Genomic DNA, 22372 nt, shown 5'->3' on the forward strand with positions numbered 1-22372 from the left:
CGCACGACCTCGGCCAGAAAGCCAAGGCTCAGGCCCCCTCAACCTCCTCGCCGAAGAAGGTTTCGGCTTCCTTGACCACCGAGGCATAAATAGCCTCGGCCTCCGCCTCGTTCAACCCGACCAGAGTGCGGGCCAGGTCAAGCTTGCGCCGTTCCCGCTCGGAGAAGACCCGATCGGCCACCGCGCGGCGGACGAGCAACGCAAACTCCTCCCGAATCAGATGCCGCATCCAGGTTTCGTCAAATTCCTTCGCCTTCCCCTCCCGAACAAGCTGTTCCCAGCGTGACTCGGAATCAGGGAGTTCGTCCAGAATGTGCTTGAGCTTGCGAAGCCACTGGGCCCGGTCGTAATCCAGCGCGGTTCCTTCCGCAGAGTATCGAGGTGCCCGATCGGCCGCCACGTCGTCCTCGGCCAGTCCCCAGGCTTCGAGCAATTTCGCCCGGGAGCGATCATCGAGGGTCGAGGCCCGGTCTCGGGCACCGTGGAGAAGGTCAAAAAGTCCCATGAATCCAGCCCCCAGGTCTGGTCAGGTCGCTCTGCGTGCCGCGCGGGGCCCCGACCGTGGACTCCTACCGATCATCTCAGTCCGCAATCTCCGACGATCAGCGATCAGGTCAACAGGAATGCCTCAAGGATTGACCGGAATGAGTTGCAACGACAAATTGGCATTGTGTTTGCGTCTTTAGGTCCGTCGAGCGGCCACGAGCGTGACTGGCCCGCCTCGAAGCTCCTGCCCGAGCGCCACGGTTCAACCTTGCCTCAACCTGCGATTCGCACACCCATTCTGGAAAATTCTGGGGAAAACGCGTTGAATAAGCGTTCAACATCACCGATAATGCCATGCACGAGAAAGTCTGACCATCCCTCCCCCTCCCCCGCTCCTGGAAAATTCTTCTTCCCCGCCCGTTTGGCCCTCCCCCAGGTTCTTGAGGTCTGCCAGTCTCATGAGTTATCGGCATCGACCGCCTTTTCTCGTCACCACCTTGCTGTTCACCCTGCTGATCGCCTTGCCAACGGTCCGAGCCGACGACGAACTGGCTGCCGTTTCCGACACTTACAAAGACCGCATTGTCCCTCTGCTCAAGACCTATTGCTATTCCTGCCATAGCAACGACAAGCAGGAAGCCGGGCTGAACCTCGAAGCCTATCCCGACGTGGACTCGATCGTGAAAGATCGCGCCCAGTGGGAGAATATCCAGTATTTCATCGAAGACGGCGATATGCCGCCGGTCGATGTCGAGCCCAGGCCCCTGGAGGAAGAGGCTCGCGAACTGACCGAGTGGATCGAGGCCACGCTGTCTCAGATCGATTGCAATCTCGTTGAGCCCGGCAGCGTCACCCTCCGTCGCCTCAACCGCGCCGAATACAACTTCACGATCCAGGACTTGCTGGGCCTCGATTTTCAGCCCGCCGACGACTTTCCGGCCGATGACGTCGGTTACGGCTTCGACAATATCGGCGATGTGCTGACCCTCGACCCGCTCTTGCTGGAGAAATACCTGGCCGCCGCCGAGGAGATCAGTCGACGAGCCATCGACGTTGCCGGCCCTGGCCCCGGCAAGACCATCATGTATTACAACCGATTGCTCCGCGACAAGGGGGGCAATCCGCTCGGCGACGATCAAATCCTCACCTCCAACGGTGAGCTGACAATCGAACACACCTTCCCCAGTGACGGGCGCTACTTTCTGAAGGTTCGCGCCTACGGTCATCAGGCCGGACCCGAGCCGGTGAAAATGGCCATCCGGCTCGATGGCGAAACCGTCAAGGAGTTCGACGTCGAGGCGAAGGACAAGCACCGAACCTACGACGTCCCCGTGCCCGTTCAGGCCGGGACGAGACGCTTTTCCGTTGCCTTTCTCAACGACTACTACAAGCCCGACGCGGAAGACCCGAACGAGCGAGGCGATCGGAATCTGATCATCAATCGCCTCGAAGTCCAGGGGCCGACCGATCCGGTCGCCTCGGTCGACCTCGCCAAGCTCAAGGACGAGGCCGGTGGCAAGGACTATCGCGGGCTCGGTCGCATCCTCGCCACGCACGGCGAAGTTGCCTTCGACCATTCCTTCGATCACGACGGCGAATACCGCATCCGCGTCCGAGCCTTTGGCCAGCAGGCCGGACCCGACCCCGCCCGCATGGGCATCAAGATCGACGGCGCAACCGTCGATGTGGCCGATGTGACCGCAACCGAGGATGACCCTGGCACGTACGAGGCTCGCCTTCTCGTCTCCAAGGGAAATCGCTCGGTGGCCCTGGCGTTTCTCAACGACTATTACAACACCGATCACTCCGACGAGAGCCTTCGAGGCGACCGCAACCTGATCCTCGACCACGTCCAGATCGTCGGGCCGGTCGAGTCGTACTATGCCGCGCTTCCGGACGCTCACCGGCGGATCATCGCCGAACCGGCCCTGAGCGGCTCGTATGAACAGGTCGCCCGCAAAAGCATCCACCGTTTCGCCAATCGCGCCTTTCGCCGCCCAGCCTCCCAGCATGAGGTCGAGCGCCTGATGGACCTGTTCCGCCTGGTGCGTCGGGATGGCGGCTCCTTCGAGGAAGCCATGCAACTGGCCGTACAGGCGGTTCTTGTCTCGCCTCACTTCCTCTTTCGCGTCGAGTATGGATCGGCTCCCGACCCCAACGCCCCCGAAGGTGTCGCGCCGCTGAGCGATTGGGAACTGGCTTCCCGACTCTCCTACTTCCTTTGGTCGAGCATGCCCGACGAGCCCCTGTTTCGGGCCGCCTTCGAGGGGAAGCTCCGCGACCCGAGCGAGCTGGAACGACAGACCCTCCGCATGCTTGCCGACCCGAAGGCCTCTCGCTTCATCGAACGCTTCGCCGGCCAGTGGCTCCAGATTCAAAACCTGGCAACGGTCAATCCTGACCCTGCCCGGTTCCCCGACTTCGACAACTCGCTCCGCGAGGCCATGCGGCGCGAAACGGAACTGTTCTTCGAGGCGGTCGTCCGCGAAGACCGCAGTATTCTCGACCTGCTCGACGCGAACGAGACCTTCCTCAACGAACGCCTCGCCCGGCACTACGGCATTCCGGACGTGACCGGCGACGAGTTCCGCCGCGTCTCCCTGCCCGCCGACTCACCGAGGGGTGGCGTTCTGACCCACGCGAGCATCCTGACGATCACCTCGAACCCGACCCGGACCTCCCCCGTCAAGCGCGGGAAGTACATCCTCGATCAGATCCTCGGCACGCCTCCTCCTCCGCCTCCTCCCGACGTTCCCGAGCTGGAGGAAGGCCCCGAGCTGACCGGAACGCTCCGCGAACGGATGCAGCAGCACAGCGAGAACCCCTCCTGTGCCTCGTGCCACAAGCGCATGGACCCGCTCGGCTTCGGCTTCGAGAACTTCGACGCCATCGGCCGCTGGCGCGGTCAGGACGGCGGGGCCACGATCGACGCCTCCGGAACCTTGCCGGGTGGCGAGTCCTTCCAGGGGCCGGCCGACCTGAAGTCTCTGCTCAAGGCCCGAAGCGACGAGTTCGCCCGGACCCTGACCGAAAATCTCATGACTTACGCACTCGGGCGCGGGCTCGAGTACTTCGATCGATGCGCCGTTGACCGCATCCTGGCCGATCTCGACCGGCACGATTCCCGGTTTGGTCGCCTGGTCGTGGACATCGTCACGAGCGACGCCTTCCGCATGCGGAAGACCGAAGGAGGCGAATAAAAGCCATGTTCTCCCTCTCTCGACGAACCGCCCTGAAGGGCCTGGGAACCGCGATGGCCTTGCCCTGGCTCGAAGCCATGGCCCCGGCCGCCGGTCTTGCCTCACGACCCGGCGGCAAGGTCGCCCCGACCCGGATGGCGTTCCTCTACGTCCCCAACGGCGCGCACATGCAAGAGTGGACCCCCGAGCAACTCGGGGCCGACTTCACCTTGCCTCGCATCCTCGAACCGTTAAACCCGTACAAGCAGGATCTGCTCGTTCTGAGCGGTCTGGCCCAGGATATGGCTCGCGCCCACGGCAACGGCGGCGGCGACCATGCCCGGTCGATGGCCTGCTTCCTCACCGGCGTCCATCCGGTCAAGACCAACGGAGCCGACATCCGCGCCGGGGTCTCGGTCGATCAGGTGGCCGCTGCGGCAATGGGCTACCACACTCGTTTGCCGTCCCTCGAACTCGGCATCGACCCCAGCGCCCAGTCCGGCAACTGCGACTCGGGCTATAGCTGCGCCTACTCCTCGAACATCTCGTGGCGGACCCCCACCCAGCCGGTCCCGAAGGAAATCAACCCTCGCCTGGTCTTCGAGCGCCTCTTCGGCAACGACGACGCCGAGCAGCTCAGCGAACGTCGCCGCCGCTACAACAAGAGCGTCCTCGACCTCGTCGCCGACGATGCGAAGCAGCTCCACAACCGCCTCGGCGTCAATGACCGCCGCAAGGTCGACGAGTACCTCGGCTCCGTCCGGGAAATCGAGCGCCGGCTCGTCGCCGCCGAGCAGAAGCGGATCGAGGAGGTCGAGCGCCCCGACGACATCGTCAAGCCCGAAGGGGTGCCGAAGGACAATCAGGATCACATCCGATTGATCCTCGATATGCTTGTCCTCGCCTTCCAGACCGACTCGACCCGCATCGCCACGATGGTCTTCGCCAACGAGGGCAGCAACAAGTCGTACAACTGGATCAACGTCCCCGACGGCCACCACTACCTCTCGCACCACCAGGGTGACGCCGAGAAACAGGACAAGATCGCCCGGATCAACCTCTTCCACGTCGAGCAACTGGCCTACTTCCTCGGTCGGCTCAAGGAGATTCCGGAAGGGGATGGCACCCTGCTCGATCACTCGATGATCCTCTACGGCTCCGGCATCGGCGACGGCAACCGCCACAATCACAACGAGCTTCCCCTCGTGTTGGCCGGCGGCGGCTGCGGCACCATCACCACCGGTCGTCACGTCCGCTACGAAGAGAACACCCCGCTCAACAACCTCTATCTCTCGATGCTCGACCGCATGGACACCCCCATCGACGAGTTGGGCGACAGCACCGGACGCCTCGATCAGCTTGACGGCTGATCGATTGCTCCGCTCGCGGAACCTGAAACCAGAAACAGCCGGCCCCGGAGCAATTCCGGAGCCGGCTGTTCGTGTGTCTGCGTTCCAATCAAGGACGAAGCCGCAGCTGCCGCCCCCCGACGAATCGTGCTCAGGTGGTCGGCTTCTTCTGCGCGGCGGCCAGGGGGCGAAGAACCGCGAGCATCGTGTTCAGATGGGCCAACCGCGGGCCGAAGCGATCGACAAAGTCCGAGAGGGCGAAGTCGCCGTCCACGAGGTTTTCGTGATACTCGGCGACGTAGTCGGTCAGGTCGCGGATCAAGGTCGAATGGACCTGTTCGAGCATCCCGAGCGAGGTTTTGCAGGTATCGAGCACATCGCCGTGGCTCGACTGCCAGCGCTCCAGGTCGGCCATCTGGCGAGCCCGCTGTTCCCGGGCAACCTGGGTCGTTTCGCGGATCATTTCAAGCTGCTGACGCTGGTTTTCGAGCATCTGCCGCTGAAGCTCGATGGTCTGTGATTGCAGATTGACCATCAGGTTCAGCAAGGCCACCGGGTCGTTACTGGCCGAAAGGCCAGGGGCCTGGCCGGTCGGGGTGATATCCATCCGATACGTCCAAGGTGGCGAATTCTGGTTATTGCTCGAAGACACCCCAACCTCCTTCATCAGTGCTTGAATCGCGATTGATTTCGTCCACGAGATGATCTGTCATCGGCGTTCCGGCCGTCGGTCGTTCATCTGGAGTCGTTGCTCCGAGAAGTATACGAGTGGGGGCCAACTCGGGACAGGTCAACCCTCAGAATCAACACAACGGTCACGACCGGGCCGAACCACGTACCGCCCCTGGCTTTGCTCAGCCAAGGGCCCCGAGCGCTTCGAACGAATCCGCCAGCGCATCGACGATGTCTCCGGCGATCAGGCCGACCTCTCCGCTGTGCGACCGTGCGATGTCGCCCGCCAGGCCGTGAGCGTGAACCCCAAGCACCGCGGCCTCGAACGGAGCAAGTCCCTGGCCGATCAACGCGGCGATCACGCCGGTCAAGACGTCCCCCGCGCCTCCCGTGGCCATGCCGGGGTTGCCCGTCTGGTTGACGAAGACCCGGCGGCCATCGGTCACGATCGTCGCGTGCCCTTTCAATACCACCACCAGGTGTTCGACTCCCGCGGCAAAGGCCACGGCCTTCCGCTCGCGATCGGCCTGGACCTCGGCGACGGTCGAGCCGATCATCCGGGCAAACTCGCCGGGATGGGGCGTCACGACGATCGGTCGAGACACGGATCGGAGCAGTTCCGGCGTCTCAACCAGAGCGTTCAGGGCGTCGGCGTCGATGACCGCCGGAGTCGTTCCTTCCTCGGCGATCCAGCGGACCATCGAGTCCAGCCCTCGCGATCGTCCCAGGCCGGGGCCGATCGCCAGCACATCGGCTGGGTCGATCAGGCGGCCCAGAGTCGGGGCGGCGGCGGGGAAGTCGATCAACCCCTCGCTGTCCTGCGGCAAGGGATAGGTCATGTAGCTCGGCTCGAAGGTGGCGACGACCGGCTGCACCTCCGACGGCGAGGCCACCCGCACCAGGCCCGCTCCCGACCGCAGGGCCGCAGCCCCCACCAATCCGGCCGCACCGGCCATGCCTCGCCCGCCCGCAACCACCAGCACATGACCGAATTGCCCCTTGTGGGCGTCGCTCGATCGCTTGGGAAGGCTGGGGATGGCGGTGATTCGTTCCACGTCAACGCTCATGCGTGAGCTCTCCGATCCTCGTTCGGCAAGTCCGCGGCCGGTGTTCCGCCGTTCGGGTCGATCCCTTCGTTCGGGGATCGGCCGAGCCGGGCCAGGGCCGCTCGCCGGGCGATCAAGGCGGCCACGTGGCCTCCGTTGAAGCCGGCGTCAATGTTCACGGTCACCACGTTCGACGAGCAACTGTTGAGCATCCCCAGCAACGACGCCAGGCCGCCGAAGTGGGCGCCGTAGCCGACGCTCGTCGGGACGCCGATAATGGGACAGTCGGTCAACCCCCCCAGCACGCTCGGCAAGGCCGCTTCCATGCCGGCGACGGCCACCAGCACATCGGCCCCTTGCAACTCGTCGAGCCGGCCGAGCAGGCGGTGGATGCCGGCCACGCCGACATCGGAAATCAGGGCCACGTCGCAGTTCCAGGCTTCGGCCGTTACCTTCGCTTCCTCGGCCACGGGCAGATCGCTCGTTCCCCCGGTCACGATCCGGACGACCCCCAGCCGTTCCGGTTCGGAACCCTTCTGGCGGACGCGGAAGGTGCGACCGATGGCGTTGTGTTCCCCCTCGGGGAAGGCCTGTTTCAGATGCTCGGCTGCGTCGGGAGCCACCCGGGTGACCAGGCAGCCTTCCCCCTGTCGAATCATGACCCGGAGAATCCCTTCGATGTGCTCGGCCGTCTTGTTCTGGCCGAAGACCACTTCGGGAAACCCGCATCGCAGGCGGCGGTGGTGGTCAATGGTGGCGTATTCGCCCACCTTCTCAAACGGAGAAGGCCAACGAATCTTGCGCTCGGCCTCTTCGGGAGAGACGGTCCCCGATCGGACCGCGTCGAGCAGGGTTTTCAGGTCGTGCGCGTCCATCAGTCTCGTCGCCTTTGGCCCGGGACGGTCATCCGGCCCGCGCTGCAAGGAGCCGGGGGGCGGGACCGCTCGTGTCTTCGGTTCCGTTGTATCCGGACGGTCGGTCGGCTGGCAACCGGCCGTCGGCCGGTGGGGGGTGGTCGCGTCGGCGGTTGTCCGGACATGATAAGATACACAATCACGGACAAGGTTCGACGATCTTTCTCGTCTTCATTGCAAGCATTGTTCGCCAATCCGTCGTCCCGGCCCGAACGGAGGCACCGGATGACCCCGGAGCACCGCGAAGACGCCCAGCGAGTCGATCCCCTCGGCTCGTCCCCGGCAACCGACTCGATCGCCGCAACCGGCCCCGGAAACGCTCCGTCCTCGGCGCGATCCGGAACGGCCACCGCGGTGGCCTCGCGCGCCGCCCGATTGCGGCGATCGATCACCCCCCTGGTGCGCCTCAAGGGGCGTCGGACGATCCTCGACACCCCCGAGGAGGAGGCCGAACGCAAGCCCTTGCTGGAAACCTTGCTCGTCGGCTGGACCGGGTCGGTGATCGTCCATGCAGCGCTGGTCGCCTTGCTTGTCTTGCTGGTTATTCTGTTGCCCCAGGAAAAACCAAGAGTCGCCTTTGAAACCGAGGTCGGCTCTTCGTTCGGTGACGAGGACGGCCTCGACCGGATCGGCGGCTTCGACGACGAGCTGACCCTCGAACTCGACCCGACCGAGATCACCCCCGAGCCCCTCATGCCCGAACTCATCACCGGGCTCGACGTGAACCGCGAACTCGTTCAGACCGATCCCAGCCGATCGGAGGTGGGCGGATCGACCGGCATCGGCGGCGGAGAGTTCGGCACCGCCCGGTTCGGTGAAGGACTGGAGACGATCCAGGGGGTCGAGGTCAAGGTTGGCGACCCGCAGTTTACCTTGATCTGGGAATCGGCCGCCGACCTCGACCTGCACGTCATCGAGCCCGGCGGCTCGCACATCTACTGGGCCCAACGTCAGGGGAAGAACGCCGGCGAGCTCGACGTGGACGACACCGACGGTTTCGGCCCGGAAAATATCTACTGGCTTGACCCAGACGCCGACGGCGGCGAGAAAATCAAAGGGCAGGGGCCTTCCGGTGTCTATCACTGGTACGTCCACTATTACGGTCCCCCCGGCGGCTTCGGCGGCAAGGTCGTCCCGACCCGATGGAAGGTCCGCGTCAAGCACGCGGGCGAGGTCTCGGTCTTCGAGGGAACCCTTCGCCGGATCAACCAGCGCAGCGATGTTCGCAGCCTTCGCGTGGGATCGACCGACGATTCTTGAGGTTCTCGATCAACGACCGCTCCAACCTCAATAAAGGGACGACCATGGTGACGACCTCTCGCCGCCAGTTTCTCCAGGCCGGTCTCGGCCTGGCCGCAACCTCGGGCCTTGCCTTGCCAACGCTCGCTGCCCAGGAAGCGGGCGATCGACCGAAGCAGGCCGACTCGGTGCGCGTCCTGAACCCGAAGACGCGAGTTCCCCTGAGCTTCATCATCGACGACTCGACCTGCCTGGTGAACCTCGCCCACTTCTGCATCCCTCAGTTCGCCGAGGTCTTCCCCGATCAGTACAAGCAGCCCTGGCAAGAGCTTCCCCGAGAGATTCCCGACTCCTTCGTCCGATCGTTCGGCGAGTGGTGCCACGAGCACGGCGTGAAAGGCAAGTACAGCATCGTTCCCTATCCGGCCTGTGTCGGCTGGATCGACCGCGAGATGCCCGGCTGGTCGCGCAAGCAACTCGAAGACAGCCTGGAACTCGTTCGCACCCTGATGATGCCCGACTGGGACATCCACCCCGAGATGATCACCCACACCTGGGCCATCAACACCAGAACCGGCCGCCCGTACGAGGAGCGTTCCGAACGCTTCATGGAGAACTGGGGGTTCAGCGTTGGAAAATCGGTCGATGAACTGACCGATTATTTCTCCTACGCTCTCCGATTGCTCAAGAACGCTGGTCTGCCGTGCGAAGGGGTCACGACCCCGGGGGGATTCGGTACGCGAGTCCTCCCCGAGATCTCGCAGGCCACCTTCGAATCGGTCCGAGACGTCTTCGGGGCCGAGATCCCGCACTACTTCCGCCACCTCTACACCGACGACCGCAGCGTCGCCCCTCGGATTGAGTACGCCTCGGGCCTCGATGGCGACGACCCGCGTTGCGTTGTCTCGATCATCGGCTGCACCGGCGACTGGTTCGGCGGTTGGGATGGCCTGACCCCCGGCTCGGTCGATCAGTTCATCACCGAGGATTTGAAGGGCGGACGCCTTCCCGAAGTCATCGACCGCGGCGAACCGGCCATCCTCGTCTGTCACTGGCCGGGTATCTACTACAACGGCGATGAGCTTGGTTTCACCATCTTCAAGGAAATCGTCGCCCGCCTGAACGCTGCCTACGACAACCTGATCTGGATGAAGAACAGCGAGATCGCCCGCTACTGGGCCGCCCGAGAGTTGACCACCCTCGTTGCCGACGCCGATCACGTCTCCTTCCGCGCTCCGTATGCCTGCCCAGGGTTCACCGTCGAAGTCGATGGCCCCCGCTCGGGACGTCCGACGCTCCAGTACGCCGACGGCACTTCCATTCCCCTTCGAGAAGTCCGCGGGCCGCTCCAACTCGACTCCGGAACCTGGTGCCGCTCCGACTCGGGTGTGATTCTCTGTTTCGACCTGACGAAAGGTGCATCCTCCCTTTCCTGGAAGGCCGACGCCTGATCCCCGGCCGGTCCCCTTCGCTCTCGGGCTGATCCGGAGCGAAGGGACTGGCCCCTCGGCGGGCGGATCACCTCCTCTGCCACCCTCCGGCATCGGTCGGTTCATGACGAGCAGAATCCGGAGGGCCGGGGGCGCGTCTTGAGGGACACCGTCATGACCGAGATCCAGGACCCGGAGGAGTTCCGCGCGGGCCGCGCCGATCCGAACGTCCGAGATTCAAGGGCGTTCGGCGAATACCGCGACTACCTGCTGACGCTGGCCCGCGTGCAGGTTTCGGTCGATCTCCGGGCCCGAATTGACCTCTCTGACCTGGTCCAGGAGACCCTCTGCGAGGCCCTCCGTGACCTTCCTCGGCATCGGGGCCGAAGCCGAGCCGAGATGATGGGCTGGCTCCGCAGCCTGCTCCGGTTCAACCTGATCGATCGTCTTCGCAGGCTCCGACTGGAACGGCGGGTTGTGTCCTTCGATGGTGATCTGGACCGGACCTCCCACGGGATGATGGGCGTGATGCGGGCCAGCCGGTCGACGCCGGAGGCACGGGCCGCCCGAGAGGAGGACGCCCTCGTCCTGGCCGGATTCCTCGCCCAGCTTTCCCCACCGCAGGCCGAGGCGATTGTCTTGAAGCATTGCCAGGGAATGTCGGTCGCGGAGATCAGTCGGCACATGAACCGGACCCCCGACGCGGTTGGAGGGTTGCTCCGGCATGGGATGCGGCGGCTCCGTGAGCTGATGCCCCAGGAGGGTTGAGCGATGGGCCATCCTGCGACCCGAGAGGCAGACAACCACGAGGCTGTCGTCAACCTCGCCATCTACGACTTCCACGAGGCGATTGACCAGGGCGAGTCACCCGACCCCGCCGAGTGGGCGGCCCGCTACCCCGAGATCACTGCCGAACTCCGGGCTTACTTCGATGACCTCGCGCGACTTGGGCTGCTTGGCCTGCCGAGGCTCGAATCCTCCCCGGACGAGACGATCGTCCTGGGCGGGTCGGTCTCTGCGGAGCCCGACTCCCGCCCGAGGGCCATCGACCTCCGGACCGGCGATGTGCTGGGCGATTACGTCCTGCTTGAAATCCTCGGTGAAGGGGGGCAAGGGGTTGTCTGGAAGGCCAGGGCCCAGAACGCTCATGAGATCGTCGTGGCCTTGAAGACCCTCCGGGGGCCAACCTCGGGCGAGTTGGCCTCGGCCGACCGCCTCCGGGCCGATGCCCGCGCGATCGCCCGGATGAGGCACGAGAATATCATCCGAACGTTCTATTTCGGCGAGGACCGCGGGCGTTGGTTCTTCGTCATGGAACTGATGGAAGGTGGAACGGTCGCCGATCGACTCGCCTCCTTCGCATCCGATCCGCGATCGGCGGCAGTGCTCGTCGAGAAGGTGGCGCGGGCAATCCACCATGCCCACACCCGCAACCCTGGCGTGCTGCATCTCGACCTGAAACCCGGCAATCTCCTGCTGACCGCTGAGGGCGAACCCAAGGTCACCGATTTCGGGCTCTCGATGCGGCTCGAAGCGATGGAACCCCCGATCCAGGAACCAGGAACCGAGGAGGCGGGCGAGCCGGACGGCCCGGATGATCGCTCGGCTACCTTCGAGCGTGCCGGGATCGTGGGAACACTCCCGTACCTGTCTCCCGAGATGGCGGGTGGCCGCTGGTCGGACGTTTCGACGGCCTCCGATATCTACGGCCTCGGCGCGATCCTCTACGCCATGCTCACTGGCCGGGAGCCCTTCCACGGGCAAGACGCGAGGCAGACGCTGGCCCTCGTCCTCCGGGGCGATCTCACACCCCCTTCCGAGCTCAACCCGGCCGTCGATCGCGAGCTGGAGAGCGTCTGCCTGAAGTGTCTCGACCGCGACCCCGGTCGACGCTACGGGTCGGCCGATGCCCTGGCGAACGAACTGTCCCGATGGCTCGACCGCCGTCCGACCCTGGCCGGCGGCAGGCCCTCAGCCATCCGGGAGGCACGCTTCTGGGTCCGTCGGCATCCGCTTGGGCTAGCGTCGGCCGGCCTGATCATCCTGTTGCTCTGGGGCGCCGGCCTGGCGATCCGCACCGCTGAGTTGCGGGCCGAAAACGCTCGGGAAGCGATCCAGCTCGCCCGAATCGTTGACCGGGAACTCCGCCTGATCCGCCGCGCAACGCTGCTCCTGGCGAGTGATCCGAGGCTCCGGGAGGCCTTTGAGGCGTTTCCATCGCTGGACCAGAACGCGCAGCTCCGGCAGGAGATCGAGGCGTTCCTCCGGACGGCAATCGAGGAGGAGAACCTGTTCGGGATCGCGGGGGAGAATCCGTTCGTCAACGTCTTCGTACTCGATCCCGACGGCGTCCTCAGGGCCGACACGCTGGTCGACAGCAGCTCCGTCGGCAAACGCTTCCACGTTCGCGATTACTACCGGACCTTCTTCGATGCCGGTTCTCCCCGGATGGAAAACGACGCCTATGTGGCCCGATCCTTCGACTCGGTGAAGGACCGCCAGTACAAGATTGCGGTCTCGACCCCCATCCGGGGGGAGGCTGACGCCTTGCTCGGCCTGCTGGTGGCCAATTTCACCATCGGCCCGCGCCTGGTCGACGTGGACATGCGGGCGGAGGCTGGCGAGGCCGTCGTCCTCTGTCCGATTGACCGTTCTGACCCGCTTCGAGGGCTCGTCGATCCGCTCCCGCCCTGGCCCTATCTCCCTGTGCTCGATCGGCGCTACGAACCCGGCTCCCGGAATCCCTTGCCCCCGGTCGAACCGTCCCAGCTCCCCGATTTTCAGGGTAACCCCGATCTCGACCACGCGGTAACAGGTCCCTGGGGCGGCCGACTCGTCGATTACCACCGCGTCGGCCAGACCCACATGATCGTCAAACGCTCGCGGGGCTGCCCCTGGCCGCTCTCGTGGTTGCCGAAAATATTCTGACCTGGCGCGCCCGGAAATCGACGCTCGATCGGCTCATTCTCCAGAGAGGGCTCAAAAGACGAGCCCCGACCGTTTCGGTCCCTGGAGGTATTCACGATGACCGAGGACCAAACACAGCTTTGGGAACGCATCGCGGCCTTCCCGCTCGATGATCCGGATTCCGACTTCACCTTCACGCAACGTCTGGCACGGGAGAACCGCTGGAGTCTCTCCTTCGCCCGTCGCGTTGTCCTCGAATACCGGCGGTTCCTCTTTCTGGCGATGGCGGCCGGGCACCCGGTCACGCCCTCCGATCAGGTCGATCAGCCCTGGCACCTCCACCTGACCTACACCCGAAGCTACTGGGACGACCTCTGCCGCAAGGTCCTCGGCCGCCCTTTGCACCACGGGCCAACCCGAGGCGGCCCGCAGGAGTCGGCGAAGTTCCACGACTGGTACGCCCGCACCCTCGACTCGTACCGCCGCCTGTTCGGCTCGGAGCCTCCGAGCGACATCTGGCCGCCGGTCGCCGATCGGTTCGGCCGCGATTTGCACTTCGCCCGAGTCAACACCGCCACCCACTGGGTCCTCCCTCGCCCGGCGACGATCTTCCGCGGCCTGATCGGGCGGCTTCGTTCTCCAGGCGAGGGGACTGGTCCCGCAATCCTTCCGTGCATTCGCTCGTTCCAACGTTTTGCCTCGCTGCGGGGCCTGGCGACCCTGACCGGAATCTCGATCGTCCTGGCCGGTTGCGGAAGGGATTGGGCGCCTGCCCCCCCTCGCGTGATCGACCTGTCGGGCATGTCCGGCTGGGAGTTCCTCAACCTGTTCGTTCCTCTGACGTTCGGGGCGGTCGTTGGCTCGGTCCTGCTGAGGCAATGGATCAAATTCCGTCCAGCATCGCTCGCGATTCCGGAGATCGACGAGCCTTCCCCGCTGGCCAGCGACCCCGAGAAGCTCGACCCGTATGCCCTGATATTGCTGGCTCGGGGACCCGACCGGACCGGGCCGGTGCAGGCTGCAATCGCCCGGCTGGTCGACGACGGACACCTGACCTTCGATGAAGATACGAAACGCTTCTCGGTCTGCCCGTCGGAGGTTGATCGTCCGCATCATCCGGTCGAGCAATCGGTGATGGACGTGGTCCAGGCACACTCTTCCTCCACGAACTGGAAGCTCGTGAAGGCCGCGGCCCGATCGCGGGTGGTGCGAGACGTCGAGGATTCGCTCCGCGCGCTCGGCTGGCTCCAGTCGTCCGAGAATGCCGTGACCATGCGTCTTGCCCCCCTGCTGCCGCTAGGAGCTGTCTTCCTGCTGGGCTTTTGGCGAATCGACCTGGGACTCCAGCGGGAGCAACCGGTGGGGTTCCTGGTGCTCCTCTGCATCGCGCTGTTCGTCGCCGCAGTGATTCACCTTTTCGTCAAGCCCTGGCGGACGTCGAGTGGCAATGCGCTGGTCAACGCTCTGGACCAACAGAGGGGGCAGATCGTGAACGACCCGCCGAGGGCGTCTGATCCACGGTTCCCCGTAGCCTTCGCCCTGCTGGGTCTGAATGCCTTGCCGGGAGAAGGGGTGTTGGCAGCGCTCCGCCCTGAAATCGTTCCGCCACCTTCAGACGGAAATGGCGGTTGCGGTGGTGACGGCGGGTGTGGCGGGTGCGGGGGATGCGGCGGGTGCGGTGGCTGATCGTTTCGGATGGAGCCGGCGTCGCTTCGTGATCGACGGAGTCATCTCGACGATGGGACTCGCCTCGTCTGTGGCTGCTCACGGTGTGGGGTTTGTGCGACCGAGACCCCGCAAGCGCAAACGGCCCCCGGAAGCCGAGACTTCCGAGGGCCGTCGCTGCGATTCGGTCTGCTCCGGTGGGACGGTTGAGGCAACCGACCCACCAGGCAGTGAGAACATTACTGCGCGACGTATCCAGTCGGAACAAGCGTCGGCTGCGGCGCGGCCGGGGTCGGCTGCGTGGCAACCTGCGGAACGGCGGGAGCCTCGGGAGCGGGGCTCGATGCGGTCAAGGCCGCCGGGGTGGGAACCGGTTCGGTCGGATCGCGCTGCACGACCACCCGCATCCAGCCGGTCGGGTGCAGGTCCGAGACGTCCGCGATCTGGAACCCTTGAAGCGCGTCGAGGGGCACCGGAGCGTCGACGTTCTGTCCCTGAAGCCGGCCGGCAAGGACGCCGAGCGCCCCCGATCGGTTCAGGAGGTTCAGGGTCTGCGTCTGGTCTTCCTCGTCGCCCACGGTCACGACCGTGGTGCCGGTTCCGCCGTAGGTGACGCTGGCGATCTCCCCCTGAACCCGAACGGCCTTGCCGCCGTTCTCGGGAGTGATGTCGGCGTCAACCGTCAGCTCGACCTCCTCCAGGATGAACCGGAGGACCCTCGGATTGCCTCCGAAGCCGAACAGGCCCCCTTGCTGGCCGAAATTCTCGGGAGCGGGAACTTCGATCGTCACCCCTCGCACGAACGTCACGAGCCTTCCCTGAGCATCGACCGCGAAGGCCGGGGGCTCCTCCGGCTTGGTGATGCGCAGGGCGATGGCGTTCGGATCGTCGGTTTGCTCACGGATGTCGGCCACGGCATCAAGCAAGTCCTGATACGAGCCGTTCGGGATCATCTCGATTCCCTCGTCGATCGGTGCGTCTCCCTCGGGGGGAATCACCTTGATCAACAGGGTCTCCACGTCCTTCACCTGATCGGTCTGATAGAACCCGGCGGCCAGGTTCGTCAGGGTCGAGTTCAGGTGCATATCGACCGTCAGGCCGCTCTCCGGCTGGACAAACTCGGGAGGCTTGGGGAAATCGGCGCCAATCTGCGGCCCGGCCTCGGCCGCCCACTGCAGGACTCCCGACACATACGCCGCCCACGGCGCGGACGAGAGGTTTAGCTGCGTGACCGCGAAATCCTCGAACCGCAAGGTCCGATTCCCGACGAGATACTGTCGAATCATTTGATTCTGCTGGCCAACTTCCTGGGCCGACTTGATCGCCGCCAGCTCCCTCGTTCCGTCGATCGTTTCGGCCTGGATCTGCGGCATCGCCTGCTGCTGAAGTTCCGAGAGAATCCGGCCCTGGTTAAAGCCGATCATCGACGCCACGAACCGCATGAATCCCGGTCCCAGCCCCGGCTGGGGCGTCAGCCCGAACGCTGCCGACACATTGGGCGCGTTTTCCGGATACACGACCAGCCCCTCGGGCGTCAGGATCGCGGTGGCCGTCGCGTGGTTGCTGTTGTAGATCGTCGCGCCGAACTGGTACATGTTGGTCGCCTGCCGCCCTTGCGGATTCGACGCGACCTGCTGCTGAAAGTCGGTGACCGGAGTCGTGCTGTAGCTCCACTGGCTATTGTAAAAGGCGATCCCGTCGTTGCTGTGCATCAGTCCGAATCCGGTCCGCGGACCCGGCTGCACATAAGATGTCTGCCCCCGAAAGTAAATGACTTCTGGGAACACGATCTGTTGGTTGAGAAACGGTGAGAGAATGTTCGGATCCGCGACAATTTGCACGTTCGGCTTGTCGAGCATCGCCTGCAAGGCGCCGGCCAGTTCGCTCGCCGGGGCCCACGGCGAATTCGCCTGTGTTCCACGGAGCGAGTCCAGACCGCCGCGCAGCTTCCTGGCGGCATTGAGCCGCTCGGAAACCGACTCGGCCGTCTCATAAGCGCGGATCGCCGCGTTAAGCCGGGTGACGTAAGTCGACCAGTTCGTTTTCAGAACTGATTCGGGGTCCTGAGTTTGCGGTTCCTCGGCACCGTTCTCGGTCTCGGCGTTCTCCTGCCCGTCTGGATTGTCCAGAACCGATCCCGGAAGTTCGGACACGGCCTGTTCGAGCGATTCGAGCGATCGAGCGACCGAAAGCCTCGGGTCGAGCCATTCGTTCAGGCTCTCGGCGATCCGGTTCGATGGCCCCCAGTTCTTGGCCGTCAGGGCGTCTCGCATCCGGCCAAGCCGCTCCAGATGCTCCCGGCGCTCGGTGGCCGATTCGGCTCCGGCCTGGGCGTTCAAGACTTCCACGACAGCACTGAAAAAGGTGTTCCAGTTTTCAATCTTCTCGGGGGATTGTTGCTCGTCCGAGAGTTGTTCCTTGGCCTGATCGATCCTGCTCAGAACCTGCTGGTAGGACGGCGTGGCCGGAGCCGCGCCAAGCATCACGAGCAACCCCAGACCGAAAAGTCCGGCCGTTCCGATCCGCGTTCGAGCCCATCGCATCGCGTCGTGTTCCTCCCTCGATTGCGGGTCTGCGGTGATCCCAGGTGGTGCCGCGTTCCGCGAAACTGGACCGCCTGGGGGATTCTTGATGATCGTGCAGCAAATCGCGAGCCCAGACTAGAGGGCGTCGGGTGATTTGGGACAATTGAAGGGGTTGGACGCTCCCCTTGGTCGTCGTGTTACAATAGGTTCGTGCAACGTCCCTGCCGGGAATCGGAGCCGATCCGCGCTCAATGGATTGCCCGGTCCGCCCCATCTCGATCGCCGTGATTCTCTCCAAGGGCCTGCGATGCTCGACCTCGAACGCCGACCTGTGGCGGACTCGCACAGGGCCACTCGATGGCCAATTCCTTACCACCTGATCGTTCTTCCGGTGCTGGCGGTGTCGCTTGCCGGTTGTGGGGCCAAGGATTCGTCCTCCGTCCCCGATGCTGGTCTGGAGGCATCGTCCGAGGCGGCCGACCCGGCTCCGTTTGCCTCGCCCGACACGCCCGATCGGCAGCCTCAGGCCGCCAATCCGATGATCCCCCAGGAGTCGAGCCCGTTCCGATTTTCCGAGATTGCCTCGTCGGCTGGAATCGACTTCGTCCACGTTTCGGGCATGACCGACGATCGCCACTACCCGTCGGCCAATGCCTCGGGGGTCGCCATCTTCGACGCCGACAACGACGGCCTGATGGATCTCTATTTCGCCTCCTGCACCTATCTGCCGCTCGGTTCGTCCGAAGACGGGCAAAACCGTCTGTATCGGAACAATGGCGACGGGACGTTCTCGGACATTACTGAGGCATCGGGACTCGGATTCCACGGCTTCTGTCACGGGATCGTCGTGGCCGACTTCACCAACAATGGCCTGCCCGATGTCTTCCTTGCCTGCTACGGTCCCAACCGAATGTACCGGAACAATGGCGACGGCACCTTCTCCGACGTCAGCGCCGAGGCAGGCATCGAGAACATGAGCCGCACCGTCATCGACCGTGAAACCGACGCCTCCGGCAAGACGGTTGAGCGCGAACGCCCCCTCATCAACTGGGCTTCGGGTGGAGCCGTGCTCGATTACGACAACGACGGCGATCTTGACCTCTACGTGGCGATTCACGGCGACTGGCGATTGCCCGAGGACGACAAGTGGTGCGGATTCGAGGAACGAGGCATCCGCCTCTATTGTTCTCCTCGCCAGATCCGCACCGTCAAGGATGTTTTCTACCGAAACAACGGCGACGGCACCTTCACCGACGTGACCGATGAGGTTGGCGTCGGTCGCTCCGATGGCCACGGCTTTGGGGTTGTCGCGGCCGACCTGAACAACGACACCCTGATCGACCTGTACGTCGCCAACGACCAGAACCCGAACTTCCTGTTCCTCAACAACGGCGACGGCACCTTCACCGACGCCACCGAGACCTCCGGCGCCGCCTTCGACATTGACGGCATGGCCCAGTCGGGCATGGGGGTCGATGCCGAGGACATCGACGGCGACGGCCTTCCCGAACTGTTCGTGACCAACTTTCAGAACGAGTACAACACCCTCTACCGCAACACCGGCGACGGCTTTTTCACCGACATGACGCCGTTCTACGGCCTCTCGCAGGACAGCCGCCCCTGGGTCGGCTGGGGATGCGCCCTGGCCGATTTCGACTCCGATGGCTGGCCCGATTGCTTCGTCACGAATGGTCACGTTGATGCCAATCATCCTGATTTCGAGTATCCCGAGCCGCCGCTCCTGCTCCGCAATGTCGCCCTCGGCGACGATCCGACCAGCCGCCGCTTCCGCCTGGCGACCCGCGATGTCGGCCCCTATTTCGACGCCAAGCACGTCGGCCGAGGCGCCGCGTTCGGCGACCTCGACAACGACGGCGACCTCGATATCGTGATCGTCCACAAGGATGATCGGCCCGCGATCCTCCGCAACGATACGCCCCGCGACGGTCATCACTGGATTCGACTCCTTCTGACCGGCACCCAGAGCAACCCTGATGCGATCGGCGCCATCATTACGGTCGAAGCCGGCGACCAGACCATCCACCGTCAGCGCAAGTCGGGCACCAGCATGCTTTCGTCCAATGATCCTCGCGTTTTGATCGGTCTCGGCGAGTCCGACCGCATCTACCGCCTCACGATCCGCTGGCCCTCCGGCGCCGAAACGGTCCTCGAAGATGTCGAGGTTGACCGCGACCTGCCGATCACCGAGCCCGAATCATAACCCGCTCGGCGAACCCGATCAGAAGCACTTGACTATGAAGAATTGAGCCACGGATGAAACACAGGTGAAACACGGACCTTAATGACTAATACACAAATGATTAAGACAAAGAGTTTCAGACCAGATCGATTCCAGGTGGACAGATTGAACTCATCTGTTCATCTCTCCTTCCTTTTCGTCTCTTTCTTTTCATCCGTGTTTCATCTGTGATTCATCCGTGGCTCAATTTCCCCTCCTTCCCCAACGACCGACCGCCCCGGAACTGCCTCTCATGCGCGACATCCGCATCGCCACCGCCCAGTTCGAGCACCTCGACGGCGACAAGGCCGCCAATCTCGCCCGTATCCGCGACCTGACCCGCCGCGCCGCGAGCGAAGGGGCCGAGGTGGTCTGTTTCCACGAATGCGCGATCAGTGGCTACACCTTCCTGCAATCGCTCGACCGCGACGGCCTCGCCTCCCTGGCGGAGCCGGTCCCAAAGGGGCCCTCGGTCGCCGCGCTCATCGAGATTGCCCGCGAGTTCCGTGTCGTCGTCATGGCCGGTCTGGTCGAGATCGACGCCGAGGGCCGTTTGTTCAACAGCTACGCCGTGGTCAGCCCTGACGGCTTCATCGCCTGCCACCGGAAGCTGCATGTGTTCATCAGCCCGTTCCTCTCGCCGGGGCCGGGCTACACCGTCTTCGACCACGACGGCGTCCGGTTCGGCATCCTCACCTGCTACGACAACAACCTCCCTGAGAACGCCCGAGCCACCACCCTGCTCGGTGCCGAGGTCATCATCGCCCCGCATGTCACCGGCTGCCTCCCCTCCACCATGCCCGGCCGCGGCTCGGTCGATCGCTCCCTCTGGGACAACCGCCACCGCGACCCTTCCCGCCTCCGCCTCGAATTCCAAGGGCCGAAGGCCCGCGGCTGGCTTATGCGATGGCTCCCTGCCCGCGCCTGGGAGAACGGCGTTTACTACGTCTTCTCCAACCCGATCGGCGTCGACGGCGACACCGTCAAGCCCGGCCTCTCGATGATCCTCGACCCTCATGGCGAAATCCTCGCCGAATGCCACGCCCTCGGCGACGACCTCGCCATCGCCCTCCTCACGGCCGAAACCTTCGACGCCGCCTCCGGCCGCCGCTACCTCAACGCCCGCCGTCCTGAACTCTACGAGGCGATCACCCGCCCCCACCCCAAAGGTCACCAACCCATCACCAAGCCTGGCTGGTCCCTCGCTTACGACTCCTCCCCCCCCTCTTGATTGTTCCCTGCCTCCCCCCGTCTCTGCGCGCGATCGTCTCTCCTCTCTCCGAGGCCCATATGCCCCCTCCCGATCTTTCCGGCCTCCGCTGCCTCGTCCTCGGCTCGACCTCCGGCATCGGTCGCGCCACGGCACTTTCCCTGGCTGCCTCTGGCGCTGATGTTATCGTCCACGGCCGCCGGTCGCGCGAGGCCGCCAAGGCCGTTTCGGCCGAATGCCTTCGCCTCGGCTCGGCCCGCTCCGCGGTCCTCATGGCCGACCTCGCCGACCGCGACGCCGGCGATCGCCTCATCGACGAGGCCTGGACGCTCTGGGACGGTCTCGATGCCTGGCTCCACCTCGCCGGCGCCGACACCCTCACCGGCCCCGGCGCCGACCTCCACTTCGACGCGAAGCTCGACCTCCTCTGGTCCGTCGATGTCGTCTCCACCCTCCGTCTCTGTCGCCGGGTCGGTGCCTTGATGAAGCAGCAAGGCCGCGGCACCATCCTCACGATGGGCTGGGATCAGGCCGAAACCGGCATGGAAGGTGACTCGGGCGAGCTGTTCGCCGCCACCAAGGGGGCGATCATGTGCCTCACCCGCTCCCTCTCCCTCAGCCTCGCCCCCGAGGTTCGCGTCAACTGCCTCGCCCCCGGCTGGATCAAAACCTCCTGGGGTGAACAGGCCTCGGACGACTGGCAACGCCGCGCCGTCTCCGAGGCCCCCCTCGCTCGCTGGGGCACCCCCGACGACGTCGCCGAGGTCGCCCGCTTCCTCGTGGGCCCTTCCGCCGATTTCTTGACCGGCCAGATCGTTCGCATCAATGGAGGGGCGATCCGATAACCATCGGCGCCGGGCGCGCACCATGAACACGACCGCGCTGTTCGTCGAACTCCTTGTCATCGGAGCGGGTGCCGTCATCGCGGTGGTGCTCGCGATCGTTGGCCTCTGCGGTCACGAGTGGGTTCCCCTCGTGAAGTCGGTCGAGTGGCTCCTTCTGGGCCCACTTCTGGCGATCTCCTACGTGCTTGGGATCGTTGTCGATCGCCTGGCGGACGACGCCTTCGAGGTCTGGATCGACAAGAGGCGGACAAACACGTTTGGAACAAAGGACGCCTATCATCAGACCCGATATGCCGTGCTCTCGCGGCACGAGGCGCTTCGCTTCATCCTTGAATACGGCCGAAGCCGTTTGAGAATCGCTCGGGGATGGACCCTGAACTGCATCATGATTTTCGTCGCGATGCAGGCCTATGCCTTCAGTCGTCTTGAAGGCTCGACCCGCTGGCAGGTGGCCCTTATCGGAGGTTCAGCGATTCTCCTGCTCGGTCTCGCGACGCTGTACACCACGACCCAACTTGCCACAACCGAACTGAAAAAACTGAAGGAGTTCCAGAAATTGCTTGGAATTCCCATCACGGTCGGAGAGAACGGAGCCCACCCCGCAGACGGCCCCACCCCCTCCTGAGCGTCATCAGCAGATCGGCGTTCCGAAGATTCAAGGAGATT

16 protein-coding genes are annotated in these 22372 nt (G+C 64.4%); 11 read left to right on the forward strand and 5 right to left on the reverse strand.

The genetic code is table 11. The annotated features are described in order from the left end of the window. Window positions 1–28: 28 nt before the first annotated feature. Window positions 29–505, reverse strand: a complete 477-nt coding sequence (locus tag GA615_RS09200; RefSeq protein WP_152050994.1) for a hypothetical protein — start codon at window positions 503–505, stop codon at window positions 29–31. Between the two features lie 439 nt (window positions 506–944). On the opposite strand from GA615_RS09200, the gene GA615_RS09205 reads away from it, so the two are divergent. Together GA615_RS09205 and GA615_RS09210 are read left to right on the forward strand one after the other, a co-directional pair. Continuing rightward, entirely contained in the window at window positions 945–3686 is a 2742-nt protein-coding gene (locus GA615_RS09205; protein ID WP_152050995.1) for a DUF1592 domain-containing protein, read from the forward strand. A 5-nt stretch (window positions 3687–3691) separates the two neighbouring features. Next, window positions 3692–5035, forward strand: coding sequence for a DUF1552 domain-containing protein (locus tag GA615_RS09210; RefSeq protein WP_152050996.1), 1344 nt, complete (start codon window positions 3692–3694; stop codon window positions 5033–5035). A 130-nt stretch (window positions 5036–5165) separates the two neighbouring features. Here the strand turns inward: GA615_RS09210 and GA615_RS09215 are convergent, their stop codons facing one another. From GA615_RS09215 to larB, 3 genes are all read right to left on the reverse strand, one after another. Beyond that, complete coding sequence (locus GA615_RS09215; protein WP_152050997.1) at window positions 5166–5621, reverse strand: hypothetical protein; 456 nt, start codon at window positions 5619–5621, stop codon at window positions 5166–5168. 247 nt (window positions 5622–5868) lie between these two features. Continuing rightward, window positions 5869–6753 carry an NAD(P)H-hydrate dehydratase gene (locus tag GA615_RS09220; protein WP_152050998.1) on the reverse strand — a complete coding sequence of 295 codons (885 nt, stop codon included), beginning with the start codon at window positions 6751–6753 and terminating at the stop codon, window positions 5869–5871. Further along, a complete protein-coding gene (gene larB / locus GA615_RS09225; RefSeq protein WP_152050999.1) occupies window positions 6750–7607 on the reverse strand; it encodes a nickel pincer cofactor biosynthesis protein LarB in 858 nt (285 codons plus the stop codon). Before larB ends, GA615_RS09220 begins: the two co-directional genes overlap by 4 nt. A 264-nt stretch (window positions 7608–7871) precedes the next feature. Between larB and GA615_RS09230 the strand changes: the two genes are divergently transcribed. The 5 genes from GA615_RS09230 to GA615_RS09250 all read left to right on the forward strand — a co-directional run bounded on the left by GA615_RS09230 (window position 7872) and on the right by GA615_RS09250 (window position 14908). Beyond that, window positions 7872–8906, forward strand: coding sequence for a YfaP family protein (locus GA615_RS09230; RefSeq protein WP_152051000.1), 1035 nt, complete (start codon window positions 7872–7874; stop codon window positions 8904–8906). 44 nt (window positions 8907–8950) lie between these two features. Continuing rightward, window positions 8951–10336 (forward strand): twin-arginine translocation signal domain-containing protein, encoded by a 1386-nt coding sequence (locus tag GA615_RS09235; RefSeq protein WP_201750148.1) that lies wholly within the window; start codon window positions 8951–8953, stop codon window positions 10334–10336. Window positions 10337–10489: 153 nt separating this feature from the next. Beyond that, window positions 10490–11083 (forward strand): sigma-70 family RNA polymerase sigma factor, encoded by a 594-nt coding sequence (locus GA615_RS09240; RefSeq protein WP_152051001.1) that lies wholly within the window; start codon window positions 10490–10492, stop codon window positions 11081–11083. A 3-nt stretch (window positions 11084–11086) separates the two neighbouring features. Next, window positions 11087–13243: a serine/threonine protein kinase gene (locus GA615_RS09245; protein WP_152051002.1), complete on the forward strand. Its 2157-nt coding sequence runs from the start codon at window positions 11087–11089 to the stop codon at window positions 13241–13243. Window positions 13244–13339: 96 nt separating this feature from the next. Then, the gene (locus tag GA615_RS09250; protein WP_152051003.1) at window positions 13340–14908 is read left to right on the forward strand and encodes a TIGR04222 domain-containing membrane protein; all 1569 of its coding nucleotides are present in this window, start codon (window positions 13340–13342) and stop codon (window positions 14906–14908) included. A 218-nt stretch (window positions 14909–15126) separates the two neighbouring features. Here GA615_RS09250 and GA615_RS09255 read toward each other — a convergent pair whose 3' ends face one another. Beyond that, window positions 15127–17430: a hypothetical protein gene (locus GA615_RS09255; protein ID WP_152051004.1), complete on the reverse strand. Its 2304-nt coding sequence runs from the start codon at window positions 17428–17430 to the stop codon at window positions 15127–15129. 289 nt (window positions 17431–17719) lie between these two features. On the opposite strand from GA615_RS09255, the gene GA615_RS09260 reads away from it, so the two are divergent. From GA615_RS09260 to GA615_RS09275, 4 genes are all read left to right on the forward strand, one after another. Further along, complete coding sequence (locus tag GA615_RS09260) at window positions 17720–19633, forward strand: CRTAC1 family protein (protein ID WP_152051005.1); 1914 nt, start codon at window positions 17720–17722, stop codon at window positions 19631–19633. Window positions 19634–19904: 271 nt separating this feature from the next. After that, on the forward strand, window positions 19905–20882 hold the full coding sequence (locus GA615_RS09265; RefSeq protein ID WP_152051006.1) for a nitrilase family protein: 978 nt from the start codon (window positions 19905–19907) through the stop codon (window positions 20880–20882). Between the two features lie 59 nt (window positions 20883–20941). Further along, entirely contained in the window at window positions 20942–21706 is a 765-nt protein-coding gene (locus tag GA615_RS09270) for an SDR family NAD(P)-dependent oxidoreductase (protein ID WP_152051007.1), read from the forward strand. 22 nt (window positions 21707–21728) lie between these two features. After that, window positions 21729–22331: a hypothetical protein gene (locus GA615_RS09275; RefSeq protein WP_152051008.1), complete on the forward strand. Its 603-nt coding sequence runs from the start codon at window positions 21729–21731 to the stop codon at window positions 22329–22331. Window positions 22332–22372 lie beyond the last annotated feature (41 nt).

This window comes from Tautonia marina (assembly GCF_009177065.1).
GTDB classification, from domain to species: domain Bacteria; phylum Planctomycetota; class Planctomycetia; order Isosphaerales; family Isosphaeraceae; genus Tautonia; species Tautonia marina.

What these genes read in the sequence shown, in the direction of transcription:
- GA615_RS09250 (WP_152051003.1), top strand. Translation starts at nt 13,340, where the DNA reads ATGACCGAGGACCAAACACAGCTTTGGGAACGCATCGCGGCCTTCCCG.
- GA615_RS09235 (WP_201750148.1), top strand. Translation starts at nt 8,951, where the DNA reads ATGGTGACGACCTCTCGCCGCCAGTTTCTCCAGGCCGGTCTCGGCCTG.
- GA615_RS09205 (WP_152050995.1), top strand. Translation starts at nt 945, where the DNA reads ATGAGTTATCGGCATCGACCGCCTTTTCTCGTCACCACCTTGCTGTTC.
- GA615_RS09200 (WP_152050994.1), bottom strand. Translation starts at nt 505, where the DNA reads ATGGGACTTTTTGACCTTCTCCACGGTGCCCGAGACCGGGCCTCGACC.
- GA615_RS09240 (WP_152051001.1), top strand. Translation starts at nt 10,490, where the DNA reads ATGACCGAGATCCAGGACCCGGAGGAGTTCCGCGCGGGCCGCGCCGAT.
- GA615_RS09260 (WP_152051005.1), top strand. Translation starts at nt 17,720, where the DNA reads ATGCTCGACCTCGAACGCCGACCTGTGGCGGACTCGCACAGGGCCACT.
- GA615_RS09230 (WP_152051000.1), top strand. Translation starts at nt 7,872, where the DNA reads ATGACCCCGGAGCACCGCGAAGACGCCCAGCGAGTCGATCCCCTCGGC.
- GA615_RS09220 (WP_152050998.1), bottom strand. Translation starts at nt 6,753, where the DNA reads ATGAGCGTTGACGTGGAACGAATCACCGCCATCCCCAGCCTTCCCAAG.
- GA615_RS09270 (WP_152051007.1), top strand. Translation starts at nt 20,942, where the DNA reads ATGCCCCCTCCCGATCTTTCCGGCCTCCGCTGCCTCGTCCTCGGCTCG.
- GA615_RS09265 (WP_152051006.1), top strand. Translation starts at nt 19,905, where the DNA reads ATGCGCGACATCCGCATCGCCACCGCCCAGTTCGAGCACCTCGACGGC.
- GA615_RS09210 (WP_152050996.1), top strand. Translation starts at nt 3,692, where the DNA reads ATGTTCTCCCTCTCTCGACGAACCGCCCTGAAGGGCCTGGGAACCGCG.
- GA615_RS09245 (WP_152051002.1), top strand. Translation starts at nt 11,087, where the DNA reads ATGGGCCATCCTGCGACCCGAGAGGCAGACAACCACGAGGCTGTCGTC.
- GA615_RS09215 (WP_152050997.1), bottom strand. Translation starts at nt 5,621, where the DNA reads ATGGATATCACCCCGACCGGCCAGGCCCCTGGCCTTTCGGCCAGTAAC.
- GA615_RS09255 (WP_152051004.1), bottom strand. Translation starts at nt 17,430, where the DNA reads ATGCGATGGGCTCGAACGCGGATCGGAACGGCCGGACTTTTCGGTCTG.
- larB (WP_152050999.1), bottom strand. Translation starts at nt 7,607, where the DNA reads ATGGACGCGCACGACCTGAAAACCCTGCTCGACGCGGTCCGATCGGGG.
- GA615_RS09275 (WP_152051008.1), top strand. Translation starts at nt 21,729, where the DNA reads ATGAACACGACCGCGCTGTTCGTCGAACTCCTTGTCATCGGAGCGGGT.